16 protein-coding genes are annotated in these 17698 nt (G+C 67.9%); 5 read left to right on the forward strand and 11 right to left on the reverse strand.

Annotation, left to right across the window (positions count from 1 at the left end; translation table 11 throughout):
* Positions 1–24: 24 nt before the first annotated feature.
* Together RHOOR87_RS0105125 and RHOOR87_RS0105130 are read right to left on the reverse strand one after the other, a co-directional pair.
* Positions 25–330 carry a hypothetical protein gene (locus RHOOR87_RS0105125; protein ID WP_007507567.1) on the reverse strand — a complete coding sequence of 102 codons (306 nt, stop codon included), beginning with the start codon at positions 328–330 and terminating at the stop codon, positions 25–27.
* A gap of 14 nt (positions 331–344) precedes the next feature.
* Positions 345–839, reverse strand: coding sequence for a hypothetical protein (locus RHOOR87_RS0105130; RefSeq protein WP_027484429.1), 495 nt, complete (start codon positions 837–839; stop codon positions 345–347).
* Positions 840–1165: 326 nt separating this feature from the next.
* Here RHOOR87_RS0105130 and modA point away from each other — a divergent pair, with 326 nt between their 5' ends.
* The 5 genes from modA to RHOOR87_RS0105155 all read left to right on the forward strand — a co-directional run bounded on the left by modA (position 1166) and on the right by RHOOR87_RS0105155 (position 6803).
* Positions 1166–1942 carry a molybdate ABC transporter substrate-binding protein gene (gene modA / locus RHOOR87_RS0105135; protein WP_231378400.1) on the forward strand — a complete coding sequence of 259 codons (777 nt, stop codon included), beginning with the start codon at positions 1166–1168 and terminating at the stop codon, positions 1940–1942.
* A gap of 27 nt (positions 1943–1969) precedes the next feature.
* Positions 1970–2644 (forward strand): molybdate ABC transporter permease subunit, encoded by a 675-nt coding sequence (modB, locus tag RHOOR87_RS0105140; protein ID WP_007507564.1) that lies wholly within the window; start codon positions 1970–1972, stop codon positions 2642–2644.
* Positions 2637–3710 carry a molybdenum ABC transporter ATP-binding protein gene (gene modC, locus RHOOR87_RS0105145; protein WP_027484430.1) on the forward strand — a complete coding sequence of 358 codons (1074 nt, stop codon included), beginning with the start codon at positions 2637–2639 and terminating at the stop codon, positions 3708–3710. The genes modB and modC overlap by 8 nt, the downstream gene beginning before the upstream one ends.
* A 252-nt stretch (positions 3711–3962) precedes the next feature.
* Positions 3963–5024 (forward strand): tellurite resistance/C4-dicarboxylate transporter family protein, encoded by a 1062-nt coding sequence (locus RHOOR87_RS0105150; RefSeq protein ID WP_015448429.1) that lies wholly within the window; start codon positions 3963–3965, stop codon positions 5022–5024.
* Positions 5025–5147: 123 nt separating this feature from the next.
* A complete protein-coding gene (locus RHOOR87_RS0105155) occupies positions 5148–6803 on the forward strand; it encodes an MFS transporter (protein ID WP_027484432.1) in 1656 nt (551 codons plus the stop codon).
* A 181-nt stretch (positions 6804–6984) separates the two neighbouring features.
* Here the strand turns inward: RHOOR87_RS0105155 and RHOOR87_RS0105160 are convergent, their stop codons facing one another.
* The 9 genes from RHOOR87_RS0105160 to RHOOR87_RS0105200 all read right to left on the reverse strand — a co-directional run bounded on the left by RHOOR87_RS0105160 (position 6985) and on the right by RHOOR87_RS0105200 (position 17698).
* Positions 6985–8307: a nitrate/nitrite transporter gene (locus RHOOR87_RS0105160; RefSeq protein ID WP_015448431.1), complete on the reverse strand. Its 1323-nt coding sequence runs from the start codon at positions 8305–8307 to the stop codon at positions 6985–6987.
* Positions 8308–8394: 87 nt separating this feature from the next.
* Entirely contained in the window at positions 8395–9306 is a 912-nt protein-coding gene (locus tag RHOOR87_RS0105165) for a peptidylprolyl isomerase (protein WP_007507559.1), read from the reverse strand.
* Between the two features lie 2 nt (positions 9307–9308).
* On the reverse strand, positions 9309–10013 hold the full coding sequence (gene narI, locus RHOOR87_RS0105170; protein ID WP_015448432.1) for a respiratory nitrate reductase subunit gamma: 705 nt from the start codon (positions 10011–10013) through the stop codon (positions 9309–9311).
* A complete protein-coding gene (gene narJ / locus RHOOR87_RS0105175) occupies positions 10010–10693 on the reverse strand; it encodes a nitrate reductase molybdenum cofactor assembly chaperone (protein WP_015448433.1) in 684 nt (227 codons plus the stop codon). The genes narI and narJ overlap by 4 nt, the downstream gene beginning before the upstream one ends.
* Positions 10690–12234: a nitrate reductase subunit beta gene (narH, locus tag RHOOR87_RS0105180; protein ID WP_007507556.1), complete on the reverse strand. Its 1545-nt coding sequence runs from the start codon at positions 12232–12234 to the stop codon at positions 10690–10692. Before narH ends, narJ begins: the two co-directional genes overlap by 4 nt.
* A complete protein-coding gene (locus RHOOR87_RS0105185; protein ID WP_027484433.1) occupies positions 12234–15992 on the reverse strand; it encodes a nitrate reductase subunit alpha in 3759 nt (1252 codons plus the stop codon). The genes narH and RHOOR87_RS0105185 overlap by 1 nt, the downstream gene beginning before the upstream one ends.
* A gap of 293 nt (positions 15993–16285) precedes the next feature.
* On the reverse strand, positions 16286–16639 hold the full coding sequence (locus tag RHOOR87_RS0105190) for a hypothetical protein (RefSeq protein WP_007507554.1): 354 nt from the start codon (positions 16637–16639) through the stop codon (positions 16286–16288).
* Positions 16636–17220, reverse strand: a complete 585-nt coding sequence (locus RHOOR87_RS0105195) for a molybdenum cofactor guanylyltransferase (protein ID WP_007507553.1) — start codon at positions 17218–17220, stop codon at positions 16636–16638. The genes RHOOR87_RS0105190 and RHOOR87_RS0105195 overlap by 4 nt, the downstream gene beginning before the upstream one ends.
* Positions 17198–17698 carry a molybdenum cofactor biosynthesis protein MoaE gene (locus tag RHOOR87_RS0105200; RefSeq protein WP_027484434.1) on the reverse strand — a complete coding sequence of 167 codons (501 nt, stop codon included), beginning with the start codon at positions 17696–17698 and terminating at the stop codon, positions 17198–17200. The genes RHOOR87_RS0105195 and RHOOR87_RS0105200 overlap by 23 nt, the downstream gene beginning before the upstream one ends.

Genomic DNA, 17698 nt, shown 5'->3' on the forward strand with positions numbered 1-17698 from the left:
CTGCGCGGTTTCCGAACGCCGCCCTCACTCGTGCATGGACGCTTCCGGCAACGTCGCCAGCACCGCCAGCGCTTCGCGCAGCTCGGCCTGCAAGGCCAGCCACGAGCGTTCCCATTGGCCTTCATGCGGTGTGGCCAGAACAAAGCGCTGCAGCATTGCGCGGGCCCGCGCAAGCTGCGCGTGCAGCGCCGTGATTTCCGCCAGCGCGCGTTCGTGCGCCTCCTTGCCGACCATCAGGATCTTGTGGTCGCGGCACACGCCGATGCACGGCTGCGGCGCTTCGATCTTGCCGCAGCCGATGCATTGCCAGGCCTGGATCCAGTCAGTCATGCGCCGGCATCCGCTCAGGGCTCGTCGTGCATCTCGTGCATGGCCGGGGCCGGCTTGTCCCAGCCGGGGTCGTTGAAATACTGCGGATAGTGCGCGATCGCCGCGCGCATCTCGGCCACCGCCGACACCTTTTTCGGGTCGGCCTTCAGCGTCTGCGCCGCGCTCATCAGCGGCACCAGGATGCCGTGCAGCGCGGCATCGGGCTCGGGTGCCAGCTTGCAGTTGGCGAACATGTAGCTCACCGCCTGCTCGACCTCGGTGGCGCGGTCGACCGCCATCGGCGCGCTCATGTGGCCCATCTCGTAGTGGCGCAGTTCGTCCACCGCCGCATGGGCCCGGCGCATGCCCTCGCTGAGCGGCGCGTCCGGCGCCCAGCGCTGCGCCGGCGCGGCAGTCGTGGCGGCGGCGTGCGCGGGGTGGCTTTCATGGGCGTGCTGGGGGGATGCCTGGGCCGCCAGGCCCAGGCCAAGGCCACACGCCAGCGCAATCACAACATTGACCGATTTCATGCGGAAGACTCCGGCAAGCGGCACGGCGGCCGCGGATGGGAAAAGGCTAGCGCACCGCGACCTCGCCGCGACTGACCCACGTCAACCCGGCGCCAGCGCGGCATGCGCCTGCGGCAAACGGCCGCCCGGCGGCCTGGGCACGCCGCAAGAACGCCCTTCGCGCCCGGCCAGCGGCTGCGGCAAGTTGCCCGGGATCCACCTGCGCGGTCCGCCGTTGTGTATAAATCGAACCCACCCATGCTGGCGGCCACGTCCGCACCGGGAATCGGCGCGGCAGGCCGGAACAACCCACCGAGGGGCAAGCGTTGCAGCTGAAAATCGTCCACATGCTGGTTCGTCGCGCCGTGCCGGTGCTGCTGGCCATCGCCAGTCTGGCCGCCTGGCCAGCAGGCCGGGCCAGCGCGAGCACGCCACCGGTGGCGCGGGCGCGGGTCGCCGTGGCCGCCAATTTCAGCGAGGTGGCCCACCTGCTGGCGGCACAATACACACGCCGCAGCGGCAACCGCATCGACATCAGCGTGGCCTCGACCGGCAAGCTGTATGCGCAGATCCGCCATGGCGCGCCGTTCGACGTGCTGCTGGCGGCGGACGACAGCACGCCGCAGCGCCTGGTCGACGAAGGGCTGGCGGTGCGCTCGTCGCTGTACGACTACGCGCGCGGCCGGCTGGTGTTGTGGAGCCGCGATGCCGCGCTGGTCGCCGACGGCGAGCAGGTGCTGCGCCGGCACGACTTCCGCAAGTTCGCGATCGCCAACCCCGCGCTGGCACCCTACGGCGCCGCCGCACGCCAGGTGCTGCAGCACGTCGGCCGCTGGGACACGCTGCAGCCGCGGCTGGTGCTCGGCGAAAACGTGGGCCAGGCCACCCAGTTCGTGTTGAGCGGCAATGCCGAGGCCGGGCTGTTGCCGCGCTCGCTGGTGCTGGAGGCGCAGCGCCAGGTCGGCGGTTCGGCCTGGCTGGTTCCCGCCGACTGGCACCGGCCGATCGTCCAGAGTGCGGTGCTGCTCGACCACGGCCGCGACAACCCGGCGGCGATTGGCTTCCTGGAATATCTGCGCGACGATACCGCCCGACGCACCATCGCGGCCCACGGTTATGACTGAGCCGGCACCGGCATCGCAACGACGGCCATGACGACGCTGCAGGCCGCCATCCTGGTCACCCTCAAGCTCGCCGGGCTGACTACGCTGATCCTGCTGCTGCTGGGCATGCCGCTGGCCTGGTGGTTGGCGCGCAGCCGTTCGCGCTGGCGCATGCCGGTCGGGGCGCTGGTTGCCCTGCCGATGGTGCTGCCGCCCACCGTGCTGGGCTTCTACCTGTTGCTGGGGATGGGGCCGGACGGACCGCTTGGCCAGCTCACCACGGCACTGGGGCTGGGCACGCTGGCGTTCACTTTCCAGGGGCTGCTCCTTGCCTCGGTGCTGTATTCGCTGCCGTTCGTGGTGCATCCGCTGCAGTCCGGCTTCGCCGCGATCGAGGCGAGCGTGCTGGAGGCCGCCGCCACGCTGCGCGCGTCCCCATTCGACCGTTTCATCAGCGTGGTGCTGCCGCTGTCGAAACCGGCGCTGGTCACCGCCACGCTGTTCGGCTTCGCCCACACGGTGGGCGAGTTCGGCGTGGTGCTGATGGTGGGCGGCAACATCGACGGCCAGACGCGGGTGCTGTCGGTATTGCTGTACGACCAGGTCGAGGCCATGGCCTACGCCGACGCCCACCGGCTGGCGGCCGGGCTGCTGGCGTTCTCCTTCGGCATGCTGCTGGTGGTGCAGTGGCTGGGCCGGCGGACGGCGCTCGCGCATGACTGAGCCGGCCCCGGGCATCGAGCTGCGCCTGCAGCTGCGGCGCACGAATTTCGCGCTGGACGTGGCGCTGTCGCTGCCCGCGCAGGGCGTCGCCGTAGTGTTCGGCCCCTCCGGCAGCGGCAAGAGCACCCTGCTGCGCGCAATTGCCGGCCTCGAGCCGGCGGCTCGCGGCGTGCTGCGCATCGGCGGGGAGACCTGGCAGGACGCGCACGTCCGCCTGCCGCCGCACCGGCGCCGGGCGGGCGTAGTGTTCCAGCATGCGGCGCTGCTGCCGCACCTGTCGGTGCACGACAACCTGCGCTACGGCTGGCGGCGTGCCGGCGCGCCAACCAGCGCCATGCAGGAGTGGATCGACAAGCTGGCGCTGGGGTCGCTGCTGGCGCGGCCGCCGGCCACGCTGTCCGGCGGCGAGCGGCAGCGCGTGGCGCTCGGCCGCGCACTGGTGTGCCAGCCGCGCTGGCTGCTGCTGGACGAGCCGCTGAGCGCGCTCGACGCCGGGCGGCGCGCCGAGATCCTGCCGTACCTGGAAGCGATCCGGCGCGAGACGCGCATCCCCCTGCTGTACGTCACCCATGCGGTGGAAGAAGCCACGCGCCTGGCCGACCACCTGGTGCTGCTCGAAGCCGGCCGGGTGCGTATCGCCGGCCCGGCGCTGGAAGTGCTGAACCGCTCCGACCTGCCGTTGGCGCTGCGCGATGACGCTGCCAGCGTGATCGAGGCCAGCGTGCTCGGCCACGACGGGCACGGCCTGCTGCGGCTGGACACGCCCGCCGGTACGCTGCACGCCCACGGTCCCGCGCACCCCGCCGGCACCCGCGTGCGCCTGCGCGTGCAGGCGCGCGACGTCAGCGTCGCGCTGAGCGCGCACGCCGACACCAGCGTGCTGAACATCGTCCCGGCCGTGCTGCAATCGCTGTCGCCGCTGCCCAACGGGCAGCTCCAGTTGCAGCTGCTGGCCGGTGGCCTCCCCTTGCTGGCGCGCGTCTCGCACCAGTCGGCGCTGCGCCTGCAGTTGCGCGAGGGCCTGGCCGTGTGGGCGCAGATCAAGTCGGTAGCGCTGCTGGTCTGAAACGCGCCGCGGCATGGCCCGGCACCGGACCCGGCCCGGCCATGCCGGCAGCCTTCGCCGGGCGGGTTGACTGCAATCAACTTGCGCCCGTCCCGACCACCCTAATCTGTCCGCAGGCACGGACGCACACCTGCCGTCGAGGGAGCCGCCCCGTGCCGTGATTCGCGTCCATCCCGCCACCGACCACGGAGGCGGGACCGTGATTTCCCGCCGTCCATTCCGGCTACGCCGGCGACCATCGAGAAACGCCACATGCAGCAGGCATCGCGCTTCCCCCCTTCCGCCCTGGCAGGACTCTCGCCGGCCTACTTCGGCATGGTCATGGCCACCGGCATCGTCTCCATCGGCGCCTGGCGGCTGGGCCTGCCGCGGCTGGCCTGGGGCCTGTTCGCCATCAACGCCGGCGTCTATGCATTGCTCTGGCTGCTCTACGCCTTGCGCCTGGCGCGCTATCCGCAACGATTCCTCGGCGACCTGACCGACCACCTGAGCGGGCCGGGCTTCTTCACCATGGTGGCCGCCTCCAGCATCCTGGGCTGCCAGTTCCTGCTGCTGGCCGGCAGTGTCCGCGGCGGCCTGCTGCTGTGGGGCGTGGCGATCGTGCTGTGGCTGGCGCTGACCTACACGGTGTTCACCGCCTTCACCGTCAAGGAAGGCAAGCCCACGCTGGACCGCGGCATCAGCGGCGGCTGGCTGCTGGCAGTGGTGGCGACCCAGTCGATCGCGGTGCTGAGCGCCCTGCTCGCCGCGCACGCGGCGCAGCCGTACAAGCTGGAGCTGAACTTCTTCGCGCTGTCGATGTGGCTGTGGGGCGGCATGCTGTACATCTGGATGATGTCGCTGATCTTCTACCGCTACACGTTCTTCGAGTTCTCGCCGGCCGACCTGTCGCCGCCGTACTGGATCAACATGGGCGCGATGGCCATTTCCACCCTGGCCGGTTCGCTGCTCAGCATCAATGCGGTGGATGCGCCCTACCTGCTGTCGCTGCAACCCTTCATCAAGGGTTTCACGGTGTTCTACTGGGCCACCGGCACCTGGTGGATCCCGATGCTGCTGGTGCTCGGCGTGTGGCGCCATGTCTACAGGCGCTTTCCGCTGCACTACGACCCGCTGTACTGGGGCGCGGTGTTCCCGCTGGGCATGTACGCCACCAGCACGCTGGAAATGGCCAAGGCGATGGGCTTCGGTTTCCTCGGCTTCCTGCCGAAGCTGTTTTTCGCGATTGCACTGGTTGCATGGCTCGGCGCGTTCGCTGGCGTCGCGCACAACCTGTGGCGCCTCGCGCACGGTTCGCGCGCGCCGTCAACGTGACCGCTTCGTCCGGTTTGCCCGATGACGCACCACACCGACTCCACGATCCACGTCAGACACAGGCAGGAAGCCCCCACGCTCAGCCTCGCCGGCTGATTCCCACGAGACGACCCGAGGACCACCATGAACACGAAATCAGGCCCTGGCGCTGCGCCACCAACGCACTCAAGCGGCGCGGACATCGACGACTGGCGCCCGGAGGATCCCGCGTTCTGGGAGACGACCGGCAAGCGGATCGCCTACCGCAACCTGTGGATCTCGGTCCCCGCCCTGCTGTGCGGCTTCGCGATCTGGGGCATGTGGGGCATCATCACGGTGCAGATGCTCAATCTCGGCTTTCCGTTCACGCAAGCCGAGCTCTTCACCCTGACCGCGATCGCCGGCATTGCCGGCGCCACGATGCGCATCCCGGCATCGTTCCTGATCCGCCTCGCGGGCGGACGCAACACGATCTTCCTGACCACGGCGATGCTGCTGGCGCCGGCCATCGGCACCGGCATCGTGCTGCAGCACAAGGACTGGCCACTGTGGGCCTTCCAGCTGATGGCGTTGTGGTGCGGCGTCGGTGGCGGCAACTTCGCCTCATCGATGTCCAACATCAGCGGCTTTTTCCCCAAGCGGTTGCAGGGCACGGCGCTCGGCCTCAATGCGGGACTCGGCAACTTCGGCGTGACGACGATGCAGATCGTCATTCCACTCGTGATGACGGTGAGCATCTTCGGCGCCCTCGGCGGCAACCCCGAGACCCTGCTCAAGGAAAGCGGCTGGATCTTCGGCAAGATCCCGGCCGGCACGCCGACCTGGATACAGAACTCCGGCTTCGCCTGGGCGCTGTCGCTGGTGCCGCTGTCGATCCTGTGCTGGTTCGGCATGAACAACCTGAAGACGATCTCGCCCGCCACCGGCAACCCGCTGGTCGCGTTCTCGAAGATCACCTATCTGTACACGCTCGCGTTCGTGCCGTCGATTTTCATGCTCTGGCTGTACCTGCCGGCGCCGACCGGCCTGGGGGTGCTCAACGTCTGGGTCGCGATCCCGCTTGACATCATCCTGATGCTGACGGTGATGAAGCTCGCCGCCTTCGGCCCGATGAAGGAGGGCGTGACCAAGCAGTTCGAGATTTTCCGCAACAGGCACACCTGGGCGATGACGATCCTCTACATCGTCACCTTCGGCTCGTTCATCGGCTTCTCGATGGCGCTGCCGCTGTCGATGAAGGTGATCTTCGACGTCATCCACGTGCCCGACGCGAACGGCGTGATGACCCACACGCAACCGAATCCGAACGGGTTGCCGGTGCTTGCCTACGCATGGATCGGCCCCTTCGTCGGTGCGTTGACGCGCCCGATCGGTGGCTGGATCTCGGACAAGATCGGCGGCTCGATCGTCACCCAGTGGGTCTCCGTGGTGATGGTCGTCGTCTCGGTGGCGGCCGGCTACGTGATGATGAAGGCCTACCACTCGGCGACGCCCGAGGATTACTTCTTCACCTTCCTCGCGCTCTTCGTCCTGCTGTTCGCCGCCACCGGTGTCGGCAACGGCTCGACCTTCCGCACCATCGGCGCGATCTTCGACCGTCAGCAGGCCGGTCCGGTGCTGGGCTGGACCTCAGCCGTCGCCGCCTACGGCGCGTTTGCCGCGCCGGTCGTCATCGGGGAGCAGATCAAACTCGGGACACCCGAGATGGCGATGTACGGCTTCGCGGCGTTCTATGCCCTGTGCCTGTTGCTCAACTGGTGGTTCTACCTGCGCAAGAACGCATACGTGAAGAATCCTTGATCGCAAGCGGCGGGCCGGGCAGGCGCGGCCCGCCGTGCTTGCCGGCGTTGCGCACACCCTGCCGTGCGGCGCACTCCGTCCGCATGCACCTTCGACGTGACGGCGTGGTCGGGTATCCGCCCGCGCGGCATGGGCGCCACCCACGGTTCCGGCGCAAGCGCGCTCCGCAGCCATCAGTTGCTCATCGGTCCCGCGACAGAGCCACGGCATCCATGACCTCCGGCAGATCCGTCTCGCCGCCAATCTGCGGGAAGTGCCTGCGCTCCATGCGCCGAATCGCGAAGTGCATCCACGCCAGCGAAGCGGCCACCAGGACGAACAGCAGCATGAAACAGCTGGTCCACACGCCCACGACGTCGTTCAACACACCGAACGCGATCGGCAGGATGAAACCGCCCAGTCCGCCGATCATGCCGACCACACCGCCCACCGAGCCGACGTGCCGGGGGTAATAGACCGGGATGTGCTTGTATACCGCCGCCTTGCCCAATGACATGAAGAAACCCAGCACGAACACCAGCACCGTGAACGGCACCACGCCGATCGCCAGGTGCAGGCTGATGTCGCCCGTGATGCCCTTCACGACATAGTGGGTGTCCGGATAGGCGAGCAGGAAGGTGCAGATGGCGGAGACGCCGAAGGTCCAGTACATCACCTTGCGCGCACCGATGCGATCGGACAGCACCCCGCCAACGATGCGGAACAGGCTGGCCGGAATCGAATAGCAGGCACCAAGAATGCCGGCGGTCCTCACGTCCAGCTTGTAGACCCCGGTGAGGAAGTGCGGCAGCCATAAGGCCAGCGCCACGAAGCCGCCGAAGACGAAGAAATAGTAGAGCGAAAAACGCCACACCTGCAGGTTGCGAAGCGGCATCATCTGTTCGCGGAACGACATTGGCTTGGTGCCGGACTTGCGCCGCTGCGCCAGCGAAGGGTCCTCCTGACTGAACAGGTAGAACAGCGCGGCGGTCAGCGCCAGAGCGATCGCCCAGATCTTGCTGACCAGGATCCAGCCCGAGGCAACCATCACCATCGGTGCCAGCAGCTTGGTGACCGCGGCGCCGACGTTGCCCGCACCGAAGATACCCAGCGCCGTGCCCTGCCGGTTCGTCGGGAACCACTTCGACACGTAGGCCACCCCGACCGAGAACGCGCCGCCGGCAATGCCGACGAATAGCGCGGCGACCAGAAACTGTGGATAGGTGTGCGCGTAGCCCAGCATCCAGGTGGCCATGGCCGCGCACAGCATCACCGCGGCGAACACGCGGCGACCGCCGTACTGGTCGGCCCAGATGCCGAGCAGCAGGCGGATCAGCGATCCGGTGAGGATCGGCGTGGCGATCAGCAGGCCGAACTGGGTTTCATTGAGGCCGAGTTGCTGCTTGATCTGGATGCCGATGATGGAAAATATCGTCCACACCGCGAAACACACGGTGAAGGCGAAGGTGCTGAGCCACATGGCGCGCTGCTGCTCGCCACGGGACACGATGTTCGGCTCATGCATGCTGGTGCATCCGGTAGATGTGAGGCGTTGAGGGCCGGTCCACGGGAAGGCCGGCTGTCGTCGTCGCGGAAACGTGCGACCGGCGCATCAGGCGCTGGCCAGTGCCTCGATCGCATCCAGGCCGCGCACCGGGTAACGCTCCTGCAAGCCGAGCAGGTAGCGCTGCAGCTCGCGTTGACGCACCTGCAATTCCAGATAGTCGGAAATCCGCTCCCGGACCGCGTCGAACGCCTGCTCGGCGCCGGGCCGGATGCCATCGACGCTGACCACGTGGTAGCCCCAGCGCGACTCGACCGGGAACGCCGCCAGACCCTCGCGCAGGCGGAACACCTGGCGATCGAATTCGGGCGTGGCCTGGCCCCGCTGCAACCAGCCGAGTTCGCCGCCCTGCGTCTTCGACGGGCAGTCGGAATGGCGCATCGCGAAATCGGCAAACAGCACGGGGTTGATCTTCAGCTCGGCAATCAGGCGCTCGGCCTCGGTACGGGCACGAATGCGGCCAGTGACGTCGTCGGCCGCCGCACCCAGCAGGATGTGCCGCACGCGGATCAAATCGGGCGCGCGGAACAGCTGGCGGTTCTGCTCGTAGTAGCGCCGGCAATCCTCTTCCGCAGGCACGCGATCCTCGATTTCGCGTTCCAGCAGCACGCGGATGCCGGCCTCCTCCGCGGTTTCCTGGCTGCCGGCCGGCATCTGGTCGGCCAGGCCGAGCCGCTGCACTTCGCGGCGCAACAGCTCGCGCACCACCAGCGCGCGGGCTGCAGCGGCGCGGGAGTGCGCCGGGGTCGGTGCACGATGGTGCTGCATCTCCTGCGCGATCTCGGCTTCACTGATTGCCTGCTCGGCCACGAACAGGTAGCACGGCGCCGGCTGGCCCAGTGTGCGCGGGCCCTCGCCCTTGCTGTCGTGCCGATGCTCGTGCGCCTCCTGCGTCACCGGCTTGGCCGAATCGATGATGGTCAGCGGGATGCCTCGCGCACCGGCTTTGCCCAGCGTCATGCTCAGTCCCTCGCTCCGTAGCGCAACGTCGCCTGGCGCCGGCGCACCACCTGGTAGGGCCGCCACAGGTAGCTGACCGGGATGCTCCATACGTGCACCAGCCGCGTGAACGGCGCCACCAGGAACAGCGTCATGCCGAGGAAGATGTGCGCCTTGTAGACCCAGTCCACGCCGATCACGTAACTTGCCGCGCCCCAGCGGAAGGTGACGATGTGCTGCGCCCACTCGGCCAGCGCGATCATCACGCTGCCGTCCATGTGATGGCTGGAAAGCACGATGGTGTACAGGCCGAGCAGCAGCTGCAGCAGCAGCAGCACCAGGATCACGCTGTCGCCGACGGTGCCGGTGGCACGCACCCGCGGGTTGAACAGCCGGCGCGCCAAGAGGATCAGTAGACCCGCCAGGCAGATCACGCCGAACACGCCGCCGACCAGCATCGCCAGCAGCTGCTTCTGCGGTGCAGTGATGAAGATCGTGTACACCGAATGCGGCGTCAGCAGGCCGACCAGATGGCCGCCGAGCACGACCAGGATGCCGACGTGGAACAGGTTGCTGCCCAGCCGCATGCCGCGACTGGACAGCAACTGGCTGGAGCCGGTGCGCCAGGTGTACATGGCACGATCGAAGCGCGCCCAGCTGCCGATGAAGAACACCGCCATGGCGATGTACGGGTACAACTGGAAGGCGAATTGGTCGAGATAGTTCATGGCTGCACCTGCGGGGCGGCAGTGGATGGCGAGGGCCGGAGTGTGTTCGGCCGGCAGCTGTCGTCAGGCGCCTCGGCGCCGAAACGGACCGCTTCCTCCTCCCACAACCGATCCATCGCCTCGGCGGTGTCGTCGCGTGCCTCCTCGCTGGCGCGCTGGCGCAGCACGGCCAGGTCGACCTTGCCGTCGGCCAATTCCAGCAAAAGCTCGAACAGCACCTGGCTAGGGCTGCCGCGCTCGCCGGCACGCGCCGCGAGCATGCCGACGATGTGGCTGATGTGGCCGAGCCAGTCGCGCACCTCGGCCGGCGGGCGCTGCGCCAGGAATTCCAGCAGCAGCGGCAGGTAATCGGGCAGCTCCTTCGCGGCCAGTTCGAAGCCCTGCTTGCGGTAGGCTTCGATCAGGTCGACCATCGCCTGGCCGCGGTCGCGCGATTCGCCATGGATGTGCTCGAACAGCAGCAGGCTCATCGAGCGGCCGCGGTCGAAGGTCTGCAGCCAGGCGTCCTGCGCGGTCAACGGGTCGCTGTCGAGCAGGCCCTGCAGGAAGCCCGTCAGCGCCTTGCGCCGCGCCGCCGGCAACGCCGGGTCGGCGGCGGCGTCGAGCAGTTCGTCGCCATGCCGCCACAGCTCGTCGTCGGGGTAATCCAGCAGCACGCCGATCAGTTTCAGCAGGCTCATGGCGCGACCCCGTCTTTTTCCTTGCGCACCGGCTGCACCGCGAAGGTGGTGATCTTGCGCTCGCTGAACAGGTCGGCCGGGCTGTCGCCGCTGCAGCCGTTGCCGAAGCTGAAGCCGCAGCCGCCGCGCTCGCCGAAGGCGTCGTTGGCGTATTCGCGGTGCCCGGTGGGGATGACGAAGCGGTCCTCGTAGTTGGCGATGGCGAGGTAGCGGTACATGTCCTCGGCCTGTGCCACGCTCAGGCCGGCCTGCTTCAGCACGGCCAGGTCCTCGATGCCGTCGACATTGCGCGCGCGGCGCCACGCGCGCATCGCCATCATCCGCTCCAGCGCGCGCACCACCGGCGCCTCGTCGCCGGCCGACAGCAGGTTGGCGAGGTAGCGCAGCGGGATGCGCAGCGAGGCGACATCCGGCAGCTCGCCGTTCATGCCCACGCGGCCGCGTTCGGCGGCGGACTGGATCGGCGACAGCGGCGGCACGTACCACACCATCGGCAAGGTGCGGTATTCCGGGTGCAGCGGCAGCGCCAATTTCCACTCGATCGCCAGCTTGTAGACCGGCGAACCCTTGGCCGCCTCCAGCCAGCTGTCGGGGATGCCTTCCTTGCGTGCGGCTTCGATCACCGCCGGATCGAACGGGTCGAGGAAGATGTCCAGATGCGCCTGGTACAGGTCCTTCTCGGCCGGCACCGAGGCCGCCTGCTGGATGCGGTCGGCGTCGTACAGCATCACGCCGAGGTAGCGGATGCGCCCGACGCAGGTTTCCGAGCACACGGTCGGCTCGCCCATCTCGATGCGCGGGTAGCAGAAGGTGCACTTTTCCGACTTGCCGCTTTTCCAGTTGTAGTAGATCTTCTTGTACGGGCAGGCCGACACGCACATGCGCCAGCCGCGGCACTTGTCCTGGTCGATCAGCACGATGCCGTCTTCCTCGCGCTTGTAGATCGCGCCAGAGGGACACGCCGACACGCACGCCGGGTTGAGGCAGTGCTCGCACAGGCGCGGCAGGTACATCATGAAGGTCTTCTCGAACGCGCTGTAGATCTCTTTCTGCACGTTGTCGAAGTTGCGGTCCTTGGCGCGCTTGGCGAATTCGGTGCCGAGGATTTCCTCCCAGTTCGGCCCCCATTCGATTTTCTGCATGCGCTCGCCGCTGATCAGCGAACGCGGGCGCGCAGTGGGCTGGTGCTGGCCTTCCGGCGCCTGGTGCAGGTGCTGGTAGTCGAAGGTGAACGGCTCGTAGTAGTCGTCGATCTGCGGCAGGTCGGGGTTGGCGAAGATCTTCGACAGCATGCGCCAGCGTCCGCCAGCGCGCGGCACCAGCTTGCCCTTGCCTGTGCGCACCCAGCCGCCGTTCCACTTGTCCTGGTTTTCCCACTCCTTCGGGTAGCCGATGCCGGGCTTGGTTTCGACGTTGTTGAACCAGGCGTACTCGACGCCTTCGCGGCTGGTCCACACGTTCTTGCAGGTGATCGAGCAGGTGTGGCAGCCGATGCACTTGTCCAGGTTCAGCACCATCGCGATCTGGGCACGGACTTTCATCACACCACCTCCTTGGCATTCGCCAAGCTCGGGCTTGCAGAGCCCGACTCGCCGTCCAGCCAGTCGACCTTGTCCATCTTGCGCACGATCACGAACTCGTCGCGGTTGGTGCCGCAGGTGCCGTAATAGTTGAAGCCCCAGGCCAGCTGCGCATAGCCGCCGATCATGTGGGTCGGCTTGAGCACCACGCGGGTGACCGAGTTGTGGATGCCACCGCGGGTGCCGGTGATTTCCGAACCGGGCATGTTGATGATGCGTTCCTGCGCGTGGTACATCATCGCCATCCCCGGCATCACGCGCTGGCTGACCACCGCGCGCGCGGCGATCGCACCGTTGACGTTGAACAGCTCGATCCAGTCGTTGTCCTCGATGCCGGCCTCGCGCGCATCGTCCTCGCTGATCCACACGATCGGGCCGCCGCGCGACAGGGTCTGCATCAGCAGGTTGTCGCTGTAGGTGCTGTGGATGCCCCACTTCTGGTGCGGGGTGATCCAGTTCAGCACGATCTCGCGGTGGCCGTTGCCGCGCTTGTTGTGCAGCGGCTCGATGGTCTTGGTGTCGACCGGCGGGCGGTAGCTCATGAAGCCCTCGCCGAAGGCGACCATCCACTCGTGGTCCTGGTAGAACTGCTGGCGGCCGCTGACGGTGCGCCACGGGATCAGCTCGTGCACGTTGGTGTAGCAGGCGTTGTAGCTGACGTGCTCGTCCTCCAGGCCCGACCAGATCGGCGAGGAAATGATCTTGCGCGGCTGCGCCTGGATGTCACGGAAGCGGATCGCCTCGTGTTCCTTGCCGCGCGCCAGGTGGGTGTGCTCGCGCCCGGTGAACGTGCCCAGCGACTCCCATGCCTTGACCGCGACATGGCCGTTGGTCTCCGGTGCCAGGTGCAGCACCACCTCGCAAGCGTCGATCGCGGTTTCGATGCGCGGCCGTCCGTGGCTGACGCCCTGCTCGGTCACCGTGTGGTTGAGCTTGCCGAGGAAATCGACCTCGTCGCGCGTATCCCACTGCATGCCCTTGCCGCCGTTGCCGAGCTTGTCCAGCAGCGGCCCGAGCGAGGTGAACTTCTTGTACAGGTTGGGGTAGTCGCGTTCGACCACGGCGATCGACGGCATGGTCTTGCCGGGAATCGGCTCGCACTGGCCCTTCTTCCAGTCGGTGACGCCGAACGGCATGGCCAGCTCGCCGGGCGTGTCGTGCAGGGTCGGTACCAGCACCAGGTCCTTTTCCACCCCCAGCACGCCGGGCGCCATCTCGCTGACCGACCTGGCGATGCCCTTGAAGATGTCCCAGTCGCTGCGCGACTCCCACGCCGGATCGACCGCCTTGGACAGCGGGTGGATGAACGGGTGCATGTCGGAGGTGTTGAGGTCGTTCTTCTCGTACCAGGTCGCCGTCGGCAGCACGATGTCCGAGTACAGCGCCGTCGTGCACATGCGGAAGTCCAGCGTCACCAGCAGGTCGAGCTTGCCTTCCGGCGCCTCGTCGCGCCACTTCACTTCCTCGGGCTTGACCGCGCCGCGCTCGCCGAGATCCTTGCCCTGCAGGCCATGCCGCGTACCCAGCAGGTGCCGCAGCATGTACTCGTGACCCTTGCCGGAGGAACCGAGCAGGTTCGAGCGCCAGATGAACAGCACGCGCGGGAAGTTCTGCGGGGCATCGGGATCGGCGTAGGCGAAATCCAGCTTGCCCTGCTGCAACTGCTCGACCACGTACTCGGAGGGCGAACGGCCGGCCTGTTCGGCGGCCTTGACGATCTCCAGCGGATTGCGGTCCAGCTGTGGCGCACTGGGCAGCCAACCCATGCGGATCGCCTGCAGGTTGAGGTCGGCCTGGCTGCCGGTGAAGCGGGCCGGGTCGGCCAGCGGCGACAGGATCTCCTTCATCTCCAGCTTTTCGTAGCGCCACTGGTCGGACATGAAGTAGAAGAACGAGGTGCCGTTCATCTGCCGCGGCGGGCGGCTCCAGTCCAGACCGAACGCCAGCGGCTGCCAACCGGTCTGCGGGCGCAGTTTTTCCTGCCCCACGTAGTGCGCCCAACCACCGCCGGTCTGGCCGATGCAGCCGCACATCATCAGCATGTTGATCAGGCCGCGGTAGTTCATGTCGTTGTGGAACCAGTGGTTCATGCCGGCGCCGACGATGATCATGCTGCGGCCGCGGGTCTTGGCCGCGGTGCCGGCGAATTCGCGCGCGATTTCCACCACTTCGGCGCGCGACACGCCGGTGATCTTCTCCTGCCACGCCGGCGTGCCCGGCACGTTGTCGTCGTAGCTCGACGCCACGTTGGCGCCGCCGAAGCCGCGGTCGACGCCGTAGTGCGCCAGCAGCAGGTCGTAGACGGTGGCCACCTCCCACTGCTTGCCGTCGGCCAGCTGCAGGCGGCGCACCGGCACGTTGCGCTCGAGGATGTCCTCGAACTTGGAGGCGGTCCAGCGATCGTGCTCGATGCCGCCGAAGTAGGGGAAGCTGACCGCCTCGATGCCGTCGTTGGCGTCCTTGAGCGACAGCCGCAGGCGGGTCGCCCGGCCCTGGCTGTCCTTCTCCTCGACGTTCCACTTGCCCTGCTCGCCCCAGCGGAAGCCGACCGAGCCGTTGGGCACGGTGATTTCGCCGCTGTGCTCGTCCAGCGCCAGCGTCTTCCACTCGGGGTTGTTCGATTCGCCCAGGCCGCCGAGGTCGCTCGCGCGCAGGAAACGCCCCGCCACCAGGCGGCCGTCGGCACGCCGCTCCAGCCGCACCAGCAGCGGCATGTCGGTGTACTGGCGGCAGTAGTCGATGAAGTATTCCGCCGGGTTGTCGACGTGGAACTCCTTCAGGATCACGTGGCCGAAGGCGAACGCCAAGGCGGCGTCGGTGCCCTGCTTGGGGTGCAGCCAGTGGTCGGTGAGCTTGGCGACTTCGGCATAGTCGGGCGTGATCGCCACCGTCTTGGTGCCGTTGTAGCGGGCCTCGGTGAAGAAGTGCGCGTCGGGCGTGCGCGTCTGCGGCACGTTGGAACCCCACGCGATGATGTAGCGGCTGTTGTACCAGTCGGCCGATTCGGGCACGTCGGTCTGCTCGCCCCACACCTGCGGCGAGGACGGCGGCAGGTCGCAGTACCAGTCGTAGAACGACAGGCAGGCGCCGCCCAGCAGCGACAGGTAGCGTGCGCCCGACGCGTAGGAAATCATCGACATCGCCGGGATCGGCGAGAAGCCGATCACCCGGTCGGGGCCGTGCTTCTTCACCGTGTGCAGGTTGGACGCGGCGATGATCTCGTTGGCCTCGTCCCAGCGCACGCGCACGAAGCCGCCCATGCCGCGCTTGCTCTTGTACGACTTCGCGCTGGCCGGGTCGCCGACGATGCTGGCCCACGCCTCGACCGGCGCCATCGTCTTGCGCGCCTCGCGCCACAGGCGCAGCAGCGCGCCGCGCACCAGCGGGTACTTCAGCCGGTTGGCGCTGTACAGGTACCAGGAATAGCTGGCCCCGCGCGGGCAGCCGCGCGGCTCGTGGTTGGGCAGGTCCGGCCGCGTGCGCGGATAGTCGGTCTGCTGGGTTTCCCAGGTCACCAGGCCGTTCTTGACGTAGATCTTCCAGCTGCACGAGCCGGTGCAGTTCACGCCGTGGGTGGAGCGCACGATCTTGTCGTGCTGCCAGCGGGCGCGATAGCCATTTTCCCAGTCCCGGTTGTCCGTGCGGGTGATGCCGTGGCCCGCTGAAAACGTCTCTGAGCTGCGCTTGAAGAACTGCAGCCGGTCAAGGAAGTAACTCATGCAAAGCCCTCTTGGCAGTCTGTGGCGTCGTCGTGTCAGCAGCGCTTGCGCATCACTTCCAGCAACCCGATGACCGGAGCCTAGGCGAGTGATGCCGCCGTCAAATTGATGCCGATCAAGAGTGCGAAATCACGACCAGATTGGTACGGATTCGACTGGATCGGCGCGACCTGTCCGCAAGTTCCGCCGCAACTGTTACCACACCTGTGCTGGCATCGCGAGCACGGCATTCCCCCCGTCCGTCGCAGGCCGTCGGCGCGGCCACGCTGCGACGCCTTGCCGCAGCGGCTTCCTCAGCGCGGGCGCTGCGGCGCGCCGCGGCGACTCACGCTGTCGCGCACGTCCACCTCGAACAGCAGCCGCCACTCGGCCGCGGCGCCGGCCGGCAGCACGAATTCCAGCCCCTTTTTGCACGGCAATTGCTGCACGTACGCCTCCACGCGCTCGAGCGGTAGGCCGAACGACCAGCTGTCGCCGCGCCGCCGCAGCTCGGCCTGCGCCACGGGCAGCAGCGCCAGCGAAAAGCCGAATGCGGCGCCGTCGGGAAGGCAGCTCACGCTGTCCAGCGCCCGGCCGTCGCGCAGGCGCGCGAGCTCGTCCTCGTCGATCCGCAAGCGCCATTGCTGGCCATCGATCTGCAACTTCACGGCTGCACCTCCTTCCACTCTTCGGGTGTGTTGCAATTGGCCAGGCAGCGGCGCTCGTCGTCGGTCACGGCCAGTTCCACGCTGCGCAACCGGGCATGCAGGGCGTGCAGCGAACGCATGCGCGGCGCCCGATCGGCAACCTCGCCGATCGCCGCGCGCGTGGTTCCGTCCAGGCGCAGGCACAGCGGCAGCATGTGCCCGGCGAACATCGCGCAGGACACTTCTTCGGCATCCGTGAGTGCGCCGACCAGCCGCCGCAGCAGCCCGCTCGTCAGCCGCGGCATGTCCACCGGCAGTATCAGGTAGACGCCATCCGGCTGGGTCTGCGCCAGCGTGAGCAGGCCGCCGAGCGGCCCCAGGCCGGGCTGCCGGTCGGGCAGGCTCTGCGCATCGGGGCCGGGACCGCAAATCAGCACGCGTTGCGCGCCGGCCTGTTCCAGCAGCCCGCGCACGTGCTGCAGCAGCGGGCGGCCGCGCCACGGCAGGCCGGCCTTGTCGGTGCCCATGCGCGAGGATCGGCCGCCGGCAAGCACCACGCCGTCGAACGCGGCCACCGGCTCAGCCGTGCGCGTGGCCGTCATGTCGCGACTCCGCCCGGCTGTCCTGTTCGTGTGGCTCGCACAGCGAGCAGCCTTCGCTCCACTCGCTGCTGCCGTCCACGTAGTGCTCCTGCTTCCAGATCGGGCTGCCGTGCTTGACCGCCTCGATGACCTGGCGGCAGGCGCGGAACGCCTCGTCGCGGTGCGGCGTGCCCACCGCCACGACCACCGCGACGTCGCCGATGCCGAGCCGCCCGCGGGCATGGGCCAGATAGATCTTCAGGCGCGGCCCGAACTGCTCTTGCGCACGCCGCATGATGTCGTCGAAGCCCACCAGCGCCAGCTGCTCGAACACGTCGTAGCTGACGCCGGTGACCGCCCGTCCCTGGTTCTGCTCGCGCACCCGGCCGACGAACATGGCGAACCCGCCGAAGGCCGGATCGGCGACGAACTCCAGCGCGGCGGCCGGATCGATGCACTCGTGTTCGACGTCCACGATTCTGCGCAAGAAATTGCCCAT

Origin of the sequence: Rhodanobacter sp. OR87 (assembly GCF_000473345.1) — a bacterium.
Classification (GTDB): domain Bacteria; phylum Pseudomonadota; class Gammaproteobacteria; order Xanthomonadales; family Rhodanobacteraceae; genus Rhodanobacter; species Rhodanobacter denitrificans.